The following is a 12,256-nucleotide window of genomic DNA, read 5'->3' as shown; positions in this document are numbered from 1 at the left end:
TTTATAAAGGGACCAGGCGGGCAAACTTAATGCCGGCTGTAACTTTAGGAGGAATGCACTAATGATTGTCTTAAATTCCTTCAAAGGACTAAAAAATAAATTCCACAACATTGTGGTTGGTATAGGAAACTTTGACGGAGTACATATTGGTCATCAAAAACTGATTAAGCAAGTAATCAATACTGCCAAAAATAATGAAGGTACTGCTATTGTTATGACCTTTGACCCCCATCCATTGGCAGTACTGTCACCTAAAGATGAGCCACCCAAATTGTTATCTCAGCAGGCTAAAGAGAAAATGATGCAGTGCTTGGGAATTGATGCTTTACTATCTATTCCCTTTAATCTTGACTTTGCCAACATGACCCCCGAACAGTTTATAAATGATATATTATTTGAGGAGTTGGCTGTACAGGGAATAGTTGTAGGTTATAATTATACTTTTGGCAACCGCGGTTTGGGGGATGTTACTACGCTAAAGAAATATCAAGAAAAGTATGGTTATACTCTACAAGTAATCGAGCCGGTAACTATAAATGATCAGGTGGTTAGCAGTACATTAATTCGCAAAATGCTCTTAGAAGGTGAAGTGGAAAAGGCCACCAAGTTTTTAGGTTATACCCCCTTTGTTGAAGGGATTGTGGTAACCGGTGACCGTAGAGGTAACACCATTGGCTTTCCCACAGCTAATTTGGAGTTGAGCGACAAACTGTTATCCCCTGCCAATGGGGTTTACAGTGTACATGTGGAAATAAATGATGACACTTATTTAGGTGTTGCCAATATTGGTACCAAGCCAACATTTAATGGCCAAAGTAATTACCGCAACTTAGAAGTACACTTACTGGATTTTAATGACGATATTTATGGTGACACCATTGTAGTTAAATTTTTAAGAAGATTGCGCAATGAAAAACGTTTCAATTCAGTGAGTGACTTAATTACTCAAATTAATCAAGATATTGAAATGACCATAAGCAATCGAGTGTAAAGAAATACCAAAAATATTTTGGCCACTCCCCTAATATAAATAATTTAAAACATTAATTTACAATCGCTCTAGTTTATGCTACAATTAAATGCGGCAAACGTCTGTACACAAAGAAAGGAGACGGTTGCCAGTGGGAGTACCCAAATGTGATTCCCCTGATGAAGAGATTAAACTTTGGCTTAATCATATAGCTTTAATATGCCTATCTGATGAATTTCAAAGCCTAAAAAGAGAACTTGAAACCCAATATGTAAAGTCCAATATGGATAATGTAAGGTTGGTGGCGTTTCAAGATGCGTTATTTGCATTTCTGGCTCAAAACGATGAAGAATTTGGACAGCACAGCATGGGCTGTTAGTCAGGCTAGTTATGCGAATAATTGTAACCGAGCACGCTCGCAAGAGACTCAAGGATATGCGACAGGATAAAATAACCACCCAAGATATTATTATTGCTGCCAAGGGTATACCTGGACGCATTCCTGCTGCAACACGTTTTAGGGGTTTTTTTGCCAAATCAGGCCGAATGTTTGATATTGTCGCCAAGGACATCCCAAATGGCCGTTTGGTAATTACCATAATTGGAAAGTAATTTTCCAAATAACTGCTAGCTAGGGAATTCGTTAACTCCGGCGGTTTGCTTGGCTAACGGTGATACTAATTTAGGAGGTGAAACTACATGGCGTTGAATGCAGAAAAGAAACAAGGTATTATTGAAAAGTTTAAAACTCATGAAAATGATACCGGTTCACCAGAAGTTCAAATTGCAATTTTAACTGAGCGCATCAATTACCTCACAGACCACCTGAAAACCCATAAGAAGGACCACCACTCTCGTCGTGGTCTGCTAAAAATGGTTGGTCATCGTCGTGCTCTATTGAACTACTTACGTGACCGTGATTTCGATCGTTACCGTGCAATCATTGAAAAATTAGGTTTGCGCAAGTAAGAAAAGGCGGGTTTTTACCCGCTTTTTCTTGTATAGTAGTCACTTGTAGTTAATTTTAGTATTTAGCTGTATTTTATCCATAAATAAAAGGAAATAATATTACATATGTAGAACATGCAGACAATAGGTAATTAATGGTGCAGCACAACCAAATATTTATTAAACAACACATAAAACTTAAATGAAATATTCAGGAGGTAATTCAATGACGCAACCCAACATCCTCAGAAAGGAGATAAACCTTGGTGGTCGCAATCTTGTGTTAGAAACCGGACGGGTGGCTAAACAAGCTGGTGGTGCAGTTTTGGTGCGCTATGGGGAAACTGTGGTGTTAGTAACTGCTACCATGTCAAAAAACCCCCGGGAAGGTTTAGATTTCTTTCCATTAACGGTAGATTATGAAGAAAGAATGTATGCTGTAGGTAAAATTCCAGGCGGCTTTATTAAAAGAGAGGGTCGCCCCAGTGAAAAGGCGATACTTTCATCAAGGCTTATCGATAGACCTATCAGACCTTTATTTAATAAAAAACTGCGCAATGAGGTGCAAGTAATTGCCACTGTGTTATCAGTGGATCAGGACAATGCACCAGAAATTGCAGCGATGATTGGCGCCTCTGCTGCGCTACATATATCAAATATCCCCTTTCAAGGTCCCATTGGCGGTACCATTGTAGGTAGAGTGGACAACCAGTTTATCGTTAATCCAACGGTGGCCCAACAGGAACAAAGTGAAATGCATTTGGTGGTTGCCGGAACTAAAGATGCCGTGATGATGGTAGAGGCCGGTATTAATGAACTGCCAGAAGATGTCGTGTTGGAAGGCATTATGTTTGGTCACAGTGTAACCCAACAAATTGTAGAAATGATTGAAGAATTTCGCCAAGAAGCGTTAGCCATGGGATTGGCTAAAGAAAAATTTGTTTTAGAATTACCAGAGTATGATCCAGTGCTGGAACAGAAAGTAACTGCGTTGGCTGATGAAAAATTCACTGAAGCAATTCATAAATGTTCCGCAGAGCGACTGTCTAAGAAAGAACGGGAAGCCCTACTGGAGGAAGTGACAGAAAACCTAATTAATCAACTTGTGGAAGAATTTACTGAAGATGATCTGCCAACAATCCATGAGTTGATCAGTATGATGGAAAAGAAAGTAATGCGCAGAATGATCACTGAGGAGAGAGTACGCATTGATGGTCGTGCCATTACCGAAGTACGTCCCATTTCAGTGGAAGTGGGAATACTGCCCCGTGCTCACGGCAGTGGTTTGTTTACCCGGGGGCAAACGCAAATTCTTTCAATAGCCACATTGGGTCGGGTTAGTGAAGAGCAAATTTTAGACGGCTTGGGTGCCGAAGAAACCAAACGTTACATGCACCATTACAATTTTCCTCCCTTTAGTACTGGTGAAACTAAGCCAGTGCGTTCACCGGGAAGACGAGAAATTGGACATGGTGCGCTAGCGGAGCGAGCTTTAGTACCAGTTTTACCACCAGAAAATGAATTTCCTTATACCATTCGTGTGGTATCTGAGGCCTTAGAATCCAACGGTTCCACTTCCATGGGTAGTGTATGTGGTAGTACTTTAGCACTTATGGATGCTGGAGTAAAAATAAAAGCACCGGTGTCCGGTGTTGCTATGGGTTTGATTAAAGAAGACGATAAATTCACTGTTTTAACAGATATCCAAGGTATCGAAGATGCTCTGGGTGATATGGACTTTAAAGTTGCTGGTACCGAAAAGGGTATCACAGCTCTGCAAATGGACATAAAAATAGCTGGAATCAGCAGAGAAGTTTTTGAACAAGCTTTAGCCCAAGCCCATGAAGGCCGGATGCATATTTTAAACAAAATGTTGGCAGTGATCTCCAATCCGCGTGAAGAAATTTCTGTTCATGCTCCGGCAATTATTAGCACACACATCGATCCCGAAAAGATTAGAGATGTCATCGGGCCTGGTGGCAAAATTATTAAACGGATTGTTGAAGAAACCGGTGCCGATATTGACATTGAAGATGATGGACGAGTATTTATTTCCGCCGTTAATCGTGACGCTGGTAAGAAAGCCCACGAAATTATTGAAATGATTACCTCTGATGTACAAGCTGGTGAAATATACACAGGCAAAGTTGTCAAAGTAACTGACTTTGGTGCTTTTGTGGAAGTGATTCCCGGAGTGATGGGATTACAAGGAAAAGAAGGTTTAGTGCATATTTCACAACTGGCCTACAACCGAGTAGAAAAAGTGGAAGACGTTGTTAAAGAGGGCGATCAAATTACAGTAAAAGCACTGGGTTATGATAACATGGGTCGCTTAAAGTTATCTAAAAAAGAAGCGATGGAACCACCCGAGGGTTATGTGGAAAATGAAAAAAAACCTGCTAATCGTCCTCCGCGTAAACCAAGGGTACCAAATAAAAAGTTTTAACGATGGCAAAACCTCATCAACTTGATGGGGTTTTTATTGTGTTTTCATTTCTTTCCACCCTTTTGTATATTGGAAGACCATTACGCATAAATTTGTCTTAGTAGAAAGGGAGGGATTAGAAGAATATGAGAATATTGTATTTTAGAAAAAATTTTGCCTTTCGGCTGATAGCCTGGTTATTGCTACTGACAATGTTTATCACCATCGGCTATTTAGCTATGCGCGATCGTTATGCAGAAACAACCCTTGCCCCAATCTATCAAGGATCTGATACAAAAAAAGAAATTGCGTTAACGGTAAATGTATATTGGGGAGAAGAGTATTTGCCTCAGATGTTAAAAATTATGCAAGCAAATGATATTAAGGCAACTTTTTTTATTGGCGGTCAATGGGCAGAGAAGTATCCTGAATTATTAAAAGAGATTTCTTACCAAGGGCATGAGATTGGTAGCCATGGCTATTCGCATCCCCATCCCGATCATTTAACTAAGGATGGAAATTTGCGTGAAATAAAAAAATCAGAAAGTATTATTACCCAAATAACTGGTAAACCTATAAATTTGTTTGCTCCACCTTATGGGGAAAGGGGTAAAGCGGTGTTAGCGGCCTGTGAAGAAGCTAATTACCAATGTATTTTGTGGAGTGTGGACACTATAGATTGGCAACGGCCGGCTCCGGAAGTCATTACCCAACGGGTAACTCAAAAAGCCCATAATGGTGCCATTGTCTTAATGCATCCCACTGCTCCTACTGTCAAAGCTCTACCAGAGATGATTAAAGAATTAAAACAGAACGGCTACAAATTTGTTAAAGTTTCTGAAATGATTCAATCCACTGCAGAAGAGCAAAACCCAACGGCAGAAAAATAAAATATCACAAAGAGGGCTCAAAATGGGTCCTCTTTGTGGTATTAAGTAATATTTAATCGGGTACGCTTAACATCAGGGCAAAACATACTGGAGTGATTTACATTGAAGTATCGAATTATATTTTTGATTGTGGTGGCGTTTTCCCTGGTTAAATTTGATACCGCCTATGGACAAAATGTATCTATCAATGCACCCAATATAACAGCTGATGCTGCCATATTGATTGATGGCAGAACTGGCCAAGTTTTATACGAAAAGAACAGTCAACAAAAATGCCCCCCGGCCAGCACCACCAAAATAATGACTGCAATTATTGCTTTGGAAGGTGGAAATTTGGAAACGCTGGTTTCTGTCAGTCCCAAGGCTGCAGCAATTGGGGAATCCAGTATTCACCTGACACCTTACGAAAAACTTACGTTAAATGATTTGCTCTATGGTGCTATGCTTCGCTCAGGCAACGATGCCTGTGTAGCGATAGCAGAACATATTGCTGGCAGCGAAGATATGTTTGTAAATTTTATGAACCATCATGCTAAAATTTTAGGCGGATACAATACCCACTTCTGTAATACCAACGGGTTACCCAATGATTTACACCACTCATCGGCATACGATTTAGCAATGTTTGCTAAATACGCCATGACCAACGAAAAATTTTGTGACATAGTACGTACCCGCCAAAGGGTAATAGCAAATGCCGATGGTATGGATCGCTATTTGCGCAACACCAACAAGCTACTGTGGAGCTACAGCTGGGTTGACGGTATCAAAACCGGTACCACAAACGCTGCGGGTTGCTGTTTGGTTACATCAGCCAATAAAGAAGGCCGACACTTAATTGCGGTGGTGTTGCATAGCGATGACCGTTATGGTGATACATTAAAGTTATTAAACTATGGTTTGGAGAATTTTGAAGAAGTGGTGGTATTGACAAAGGGGGAACACTTTACAACGGTAAGGGTAGAAGATGGTTATCACCAAACAGTGCCAATAGTTGCTGCAGAAAGCATGAACATACTGGTACCAAAGTGGGATAAAGGCACCTTTGAGCAAAGGTTGACTTTAGAAAGACAAATGGTTGCACCGGTGAGGGCACACTGTAAAGTGGGGGAGGTAACGGTAAATGTCAATGATCGGGAAGTGGGCAGAGTAGATTTAATTACCGCGTCCGCTGTCACAAAATTGCCGAAACATTTACTGATTTATCAAAGAATGTGTGATTATTTATAGAAAAGTTTGCCAAACGGGGATAAATTTATGTATTATTAGTAAGGAGTGTAACTGCACATATTTTGAGGAGGTTATTTGATGTACCAAAAGACCACATTAGATAATGGTGTTCGTATATTGTCTGAAGAAATACCCCATGTGCGCTCGATATCTACTGGTATTTGGGTAAACGTAGGTTCAAGGGATGAAAATGATGAAAATAGTGGCATATCCCACTTTATAGAGCACATGATGTTTAAAGGCACCCATAAAAGAACTCCTAAGCAAATTGCTGAAGAATTAGATGCAGTGGGTGGGCAACTCAATGCTTTCACCACTAAGGAATATACTTGTTATCACACCAAAGTGTTGGATGAACATTTCGATTTGTCGGTGGATTTGCTATCCGACATGCTTTTTAATTCAAAATTTTCGCAAGAGGATATAGATCGAGAAAAAAATGTAATTATTGAAGAAATAAAAATGTATGAAGATGCACCGGATGAGTTGGTGCATGACATCTTTACTAAAACAATGTGGCAAGGCCACCCGTTAGGACGACCAATTATTGGTACTGCTGAAATTATTAATTCTGTCAATCGGGACCATTTGATCGATTTTTATCAAAAACACTACACCCCTAATAAAATGGTGATATCGGTGGCGGGAAATATTAAGCACGACAAAGTGGTGGATAAGCTAGCACCTATATTTGGCAGGTTAAAGGCTGATGATACTCCCCGTCAAAGCAAAGTACCGAAGGGTGTCAGTGGTTTAGCTTGCAACAATAAGGGCACAGAACAGGTACATATGATTATTGGCGTTCCAGGATATCACATAGAACATAAAGATATATATGTATTGCAAATAATGAATACTGTTTTGGGTGGCGGTTTATCCTCCAGACTGTTTCAGGAAATACGGGAACAGCGGGGTTTAGTGTACTCAGTTTATTCCTACCATAGTTCATATCAAGATGCAGGTATTTTAGGTATTTATGCTGGCTTGTCAAAAGAAAATGTCAATCAAGCGCTGGAGTTAGTTTTAAAAGAAATCAAGGATATTGCACGAAATGGCATTACCCCTGAGGAACTAAAAAGGGTTAAAGATCAGTTGAAGGGCGGTTTATTACTTTCATTAGAAAATGTGAACAGCCGCATGAGTAGGTTAGGCAAATCCGAGCTGTATATGGGCAAAGTGTTGCATCCAAATGAAATTGTTGAAAGGGTCTATAAAGTAACCAATGAAGACATTCAACGGGTGGCGGGCGATCTGTTTAAAGGGGACCAATTTACCATGGCTGCCATTGGTTCCTGGGAAGATTGCGGCGACTTAGAAAATGCTTTTAAAAAATTTAACTTCTAAAATTTAGATAAAGGGGCTGTTGCAAAACTTTGCAACAGCCCCTTTTGTGTTTATAGCCTCAGTTTATGTAATACCCAGCCGGTAATTTAATATATATTCATAATAGAACAATGATCCAGACCAAATATTAAACGGTGAGGAAGGTTTTGAGAATATGTGGAGATATAAGCATGGGGTCTCAAAACTAAAGTATTTGCTGTTAGCAGTAATGGTTTTATTAATTATTGTATTGGCGATGAAGCTATTTTTGCAAAACAATTTACCGGTTATAGAAATTAACTCCCAAACGGATATACCAGCCAATTTGCGTTTTGTTATGGAAACCACTGTTAGCGATCTGCCTGTTGAAGGGGAGTTATATAAAATAAAGGCAAAGGAGTACAGCGATGGCGAGGCTAATTCATTGGCTCAAGCCTTTGGCATAGCTGATGTTATTACTTATAATGGCGACAGCAATGAGTGGATGGCTTATCAAAATGGCGAACTGCTGATAATTAATGGTGCTACCAGTTGGTGGTTTTATCGCAATTTAGCGGCCAGTAAAAATACTTATAACATTAATGTAGCAGTTCCAACAGATGAGGAGGCCATAGTTTTAGCCAAGGAATATATTGCTAAATTAGGTATTGACACCAACAGTCTAAATACCATTGCGGTGGGCTCAACAATAGCATCAGATAAAACATTGCAAAAGGGTATTTATTTTTACCAGAATGTCAACGGACATGAACTGTTAGGTCCACCACAATTAATAGTAACCATTGGTGATAAAGGGCAGTTGGAGGGTATTACCAGTTATTACTATGAATATGAAGCTGATCAAATATTTCGGTTTAAAACCATTGACCAAGTGATGAAGGAATTACAATCACAGCAGGTGGTATATTACGGCCCTGAGACGGTATTGAGCGAGGCAAAAATTTATGATTTCAATCTGGCCTATTGTCAGTCAAACGATATTAATTTACAACATAATTATTTGGTGCCAGTATTTTTGTTTAACGGTGAGGTGGAAACCCAAGGTGGACCGATGCAGTTTAGTGCATTGGTACCGGCAATTAAAGGAATAACCATAAATTAATTGCCATTATTAACTTTATCTGGAATATTTCGCTCAACACTATAATATGATTTACTAGAGGTGGCATAGGTGAAGTTAAGTATTATTATATTTACTCTTGTGATACTAATTTTAGTTATCTTATCCGTCAGAGAACGGATTAAACGCACTCCCACCCTAACTAGAAATTGGCAAGATAATAATGCCATGGCATCACCGGTGTCCAAAGCATTGGCAAATTTGGTGGGCACTGCTGGTGGTATCTACTTATCGGTGGTTATGCTGATAGACTTTTTAAAACTAAATGTACCACCAAAGGTAGAGTTAATGGACATTAGCTTGGAACCGCTGGCAGCTATATCTATATCAATTGCCATTGTACAACCATTTATACTGAGGATGTTAGGCCGTTAGAATAAGCGAAGGGGTGACCATAGTTGAGGTTAAGTGATCTTGTGGGCAAAGAAATCGTAAATATTGTTAATGGCTCCAGGTTAGGAATTATTGGAGATTCGGACTTATCCATTGATGTTGATAGTGGCCAAATAAAGCACATAATACTACCACGGCGGGCTAATATGTTAAATTTCTGGGTAGATAGACAAAGCATGGTTATCCCCTGGGATCTAGTGCGTAAAGTGGGGGAAGAAGTGATTATAGTAGAATTGGATCAGGGAAATCTAAATTTTCAAAGGTATTCAGTATAAGCCAAAGGCAAATATTGCCCTTGGCTTATATTTTATTAAAGTTTATGTAAAGTTTTTATGTCACTTGGCATAAAATATGGCGTTAATAAATTAAACTATTAAAGTTGACAAGCAGTCCTATTTATAGAATAATTAACCACAAGTTAAATATTAATTTTAAAAATATATACATAGAACATGGGGGTTTAATAGATGATTAGAGTGGTGGTTACTGGTGCAGCAGGTAAAATGGGGCAAGAATGTTGCCGTGCAATATCACAGGCTAAAGATATGGAACTGGTGGGGGCGGTAGACCCAGGACGGGCTGGCATGGATTTAGGGAAAATAATTGGTATTGAAGATGTAAACATAAACATCCATGATAACCTTGAAATGGTTTTGCAACAGCTAAAACCAGATGTGTTAGTGGACTTCACGACTCCAGAAGTGGTTTTTGAAAATGCAAAAATCTGCTTTAATAGTAAAGTCAGGCCGGTAATTGGCACCACTGGCATGACCGGTGAACAAATTCAAGAATTACAAGATTTGGCTAAAAATAATCAAATTGGAGGGTTACTGGCCCCCAACTTTGCCATTGGTGCGTTGTTGATGATGAAGTTCTCTGCCATGGCCGCTAAATTTTTTCCCAACGTAGAGATTATTGAACTGCATCATGATCAAAAAATAGATGCTCCATCAGGTACCGCTATCAAAACTGCCGAGGCCATTGCTGATGTAAGGGGTAATTTCCGTCAGGGTCTGCCTACCGAATACGAGAAAATTGCTGGTGTACGGGGGGGCGATTTTGAAGGAATGCATATCCATAGTGTAAGATTGCCAGGATATGTAGCTCATCAAGAGGTTATTTTTGGCGGCACTGGCCAAACCCTAACTATTCGTCATGATTCGATATCCAGAGAATCCTTTATGCCTGGCCTCTTGATTGGCATTAGAAAAGTGATGACCATCCAAAAGCTGGTTTACGGTTTGGATAACCTTATATTTGAAGAATAACATAAAATTGCATTAGCTGACAGAGTAATACATTGGATATACAAGCACCTCCTTTGGCAACGCAACATATAGTGAAACATATCAGAAAGTTGTCGAAAGGAGGCCTTCCAGGCATGCAACCTGACCTGCAGGGAATCAGAATAGCTGTGTTGGGTGGGGATGCTCGGGAGATTCTATTAGTGTCTGAATTATCCCGTTTAGGTGCCCATGTACAGGTGGTAGGCTTACCAGTACAGGGAACCGAAAATGTGACAATTTACCCAGACGTGCAAGCAGCTTTGGGTAATGTTCAGGCTGTAATACTTCCAGTCCCTGGTATTAATAAAGACGGCACGGTTTATTCTATTTTTACCGAACAGCCACTGGAATTGTCCGAAAAACATTTAGTCTCACTACCGGCCAACACACCGGTATATGCCGGCTTTGCCAGAGAACGTCTTGCCGAAATGGCCAGACGGTGTAATCTGAAACTGGTGGAGGTTCTCAAAAGAGATGAGGTGGCTATACTTAATTCAATACCTTCGGCAGAAGGGGCAGTGCAGATGGCTATGGAAGCTACACCGATAACAATACACGACAGCAATAGCTTTGTATTGGGATATGGTCGAACTGGCGCGACGATAGCAACCCTACTTAAGGGGATGGGTGCTAAAGTAACAGTGGTGGCCCGACGGGATGAACATTTGGCAAGGGTTTATCAACTGGGTATGACTCCAAGAAATTATGCTGAATTACCATTGGTAATTAAGGAAGCCGACATTGTTTTTAATACAGTACCGGCGCTGGTACTAACTAATTGTATTTTAAGTAAGGCTTCCAGTGAAATGGTAGTGATAGATGTGGCTTCCCCTCCTGGTGGGACTGATTTTGAAGCAGCCAAGAGATTTGGTATTAAGGCATTACAAGCGCCGGGCTTGCCCGGTAAAGTGGCGCCTAAATCAGCAGGGAGAATACTAGCCCAGGTTATACCCCGTTTGTTGGCCGAAGAACTGTTCCAGTAGAATTATGTATAGCCACGGAGGTGCTTTGTATGAGGTTAAAAGGTATTAGAGTGGGCTTTGCTCTAACGGGATCTCATTGTACAATAGAGGAAACATTACCACAAATCGAAAGGATAATTCAACAGGGTGCAGAGGTTCTGCCAATCATTAGTCAATCAGTGGAAACCACCGATACGAGATTTGGCAAATCTGAAACATGGCTAAAGAGACTTAAAGAAATTACTGGCAAAGAGCCGATAGCTACCATTACAGATGCTGAGCCCGTTGGTCCTCAAAAATTAATTGATATTATGGTGATTGCACCATGTACGGGCAACACTGTAGCTAAACTAGCCAATGGTATCACCGACGGTGCTGTGTTGATGGCCACCAAAGCCCATTTACGGAACCAAAGGCCGGTGGTGATTGGTATTTCAACCAATGATGGTCTGGGAATCAATGCTAAAAACTTAGGCCTGTTAATTAATTCTAAAAATATATTTATGATTCCCTTTGGTCAAGATAGCCCAGTGGGCAAACCAAACTCGCTGAAAGCCAATATGAATTTAACACTGGAAACCATTGAGGCGGCATTGCAGGGTAAACAGTTACAGCCATTAATTATCAGTTATACCAAATAAAATTATTTAGACCACCGCCCAAAATTGCCCGGAAGTGATACAATTAATGTACTTACTGAAATAAATTA

Annotated in this window: 14 protein-coding genes; all 14 read left to right on the top strand. The window is 40.1% G+C overall.

Annotated elements, in window-relative coordinates; translation table 11 throughout:
- The first annotated feature begins 61 nt into the window (after positions 1-61).
- Complete coding sequence (locus tag V6C27_04645) at positions 62-991, top strand: bifunctional riboflavin kinase/FAD synthetase (GenBank protein ID MEG6615715.1); 930 nt, start codon at positions 62-64, stop codon at positions 989-991.
- A 130-nt stretch (positions 992-1,121) separates the two neighbouring features.
- Complete coding sequence (locus V6C27_04640) at positions 1,122-1,349, top strand: hypothetical protein (protein ID MEG6615714.1); 228 nt, start codon at positions 1,122-1,124, stop codon at positions 1,347-1,349.
- A gap of 11 nt (positions 1,350-1,360) precedes the next feature.
- Positions 1,361-1,582, top strand: coding sequence for a hypothetical protein (locus V6C27_04635; GenBank protein ID MEG6615713.1), 222 nt, complete (start codon positions 1,361-1,363; stop codon positions 1,580-1,582).
- Positions 1,583-1,669: 87 nt separating this feature from the next.
- Positions 1,670-1,939 (top strand): 30S ribosomal protein S15, encoded by a 270-nt coding sequence (gene rpsO, locus V6C27_04630; protein MEG6615712.1) that lies wholly within the window; start codon positions 1,670-1,672, stop codon positions 1,937-1,939.
- 205 nt (positions 1,940-2,144) lie between these two features.
- Positions 2,145-4,364 (top strand): polyribonucleotide nucleotidyltransferase, encoded by a 2,220-nt coding sequence (locus V6C27_04625; protein ID MEG6615711.1) that lies wholly within the window; start codon positions 2,145-2,147, stop codon positions 4,362-4,364.
- Between the two features lie 125 nt (positions 4,365-4,489).
- The gene (locus tag V6C27_04620; protein ID MEG6615710.1) at positions 4,490-5,233 is read left to right on the top strand and encodes a polysaccharide deacetylase family protein; all 744 of its coding nucleotides are present in this window, start codon (positions 4,490-4,492) and stop codon (positions 5,231-5,233) included.
- Positions 5,234-5,335: 102 nt separating this feature from the next.
- Positions 5,336-6,463 carry a D-alanyl-D-alanine carboxypeptidase family protein gene (locus V6C27_04615; protein ID MEG6615709.1) on the top strand — a complete coding sequence of 376 codons (1,128 nt, stop codon included), beginning with the start codon at positions 5,336-5,338 and terminating at the stop codon, positions 6,461-6,463.
- A 78-nt stretch (positions 6,464-6,541) separates the two neighbouring features.
- Complete coding sequence (locus V6C27_04610) at positions 6,542-7,807, top strand: pitrilysin family protein (GenBank protein ID MEG6615708.1); 1,266 nt, start codon at positions 6,542-6,544, stop codon at positions 7,805-7,807.
- 154 nt (positions 7,808-7,961) lie between these two features.
- Complete coding sequence (locus V6C27_04605) at positions 7,962-8,888, top strand: hypothetical protein (GenBank protein MEG6615707.1); 927 nt, start codon at positions 7,962-7,964, stop codon at positions 8,886-8,888.
- 99 nt (positions 8,889-8,987) lie between these two features.
- Entirely contained in the window at positions 8,988-9,281 is a 294-nt protein-coding gene (locus tag V6C27_04600; GenBank protein ID MEG6615706.1) for a hypothetical protein, read from the top strand.
- 23 nt (positions 9,282-9,304) lie between these two features.
- Positions 9,305-9,574 carry a YlmC/YmxH family sporulation protein gene (locus V6C27_04595; GenBank protein ID MEG6615705.1) on the top strand — a complete coding sequence of 90 codons (270 nt, stop codon included), beginning with the start codon at positions 9,305-9,307 and terminating at the stop codon, positions 9,572-9,574.
- Between the two features lie 192 nt (positions 9,575-9,766).
- A complete protein-coding gene (dapB, locus tag V6C27_04590; GenBank protein ID MEG6615704.1) occupies positions 9,767-10,567 on the top strand; it encodes a 4-hydroxy-tetrahydrodipicolinate reductase in 801 nt (266 codons plus the stop codon).
- A gap of 113 nt (positions 10,568-10,680) precedes the next feature.
- A complete protein-coding gene (gene dpsA / locus V6C27_04585; protein ID MEG6615703.1) occupies positions 10,681-11,568 on the top strand; it encodes a dipicolinate synthase subunit DpsA in 888 nt (295 codons plus the stop codon).
- A gap of 29 nt (positions 11,569-11,597) precedes the next feature.
- Entirely contained in the window at positions 11,598-12,188 is a 591-nt protein-coding gene (locus V6C27_04580; protein MEG6615702.1) for a dipicolinate synthase subunit B, read from the top strand.
- Positions 12,189-12,256: the final 68 nt, after the last annotated feature.

It is taken from the genome of Peptococcaceae bacterium 1198_IL3148, from assembly GCA_036763105.1.
In the GTDB taxonomy this organism is placed as follows: domain Bacteria; phylum Bacillota; class Desulfotomaculia; order Desulfotomaculales; family Desulfohalotomaculaceae; genus JBAIYS01.
This window is presented reverse-complemented; position numbering and strand designations above follow the sequence as displayed.

Coding starts and splice junctions, on each gene's coding strand:
- V6C27_04645 (MEG6615715.1), top strand. CDS start 62: ATGATTGTCTTAAATTCCTTCAAAGGACTAAAAAATAAATTCCACAAC.
- V6C27_04635 (MEG6615713.1), top strand. CDS start 1,361: ATGCGAATAATTGTAACCGAGCACGCTCGCAAGAGACTCAAGGATATG.
- rpsO (MEG6615712.1), top strand. CDS start 1,670: ATGGCGTTGAATGCAGAAAAGAAACAAGGTATTATTGAAAAGTTTAAA.
- V6C27_04625 (MEG6615711.1), top strand. CDS start 2,145: ATGACGCAACCCAACATCCTCAGAAAGGAGATAAACCTTGGTGGTCGC.
- V6C27_04620 (MEG6615710.1), top strand. CDS start 4,490: ATGAGAATATTGTATTTTAGAAAAAATTTTGCCTTTCGGCTGATAGCC.
- V6C27_04610 (MEG6615708.1), top strand. CDS start 6,542: ATGTACCAAAAGACCACATTAGATAATGGTGTTCGTATATTGTCTGAA.
- V6C27_04605 (MEG6615707.1), top strand. CDS start 7,962: ATGTGGAGATATAAGCATGGGGTCTCAAAACTAAAGTATTTGCTGTTA.
- dapB (MEG6615704.1), top strand. CDS start 9,767: ATGATTAGAGTGGTGGTTACTGGTGCAGCAGGTAAAATGGGGCAAGAA.
- dpsA (MEG6615703.1), top strand. CDS start 10,681: ATGCAACCTGACCTGCAGGGAATCAGAATAGCTGTGTTGGGTGGGGAT.
- V6C27_04580 (MEG6615702.1), top strand. CDS start 11,598: ATGAGGTTAAAAGGTATTAGAGTGGGCTTTGCTCTAACGGGATCTCAT.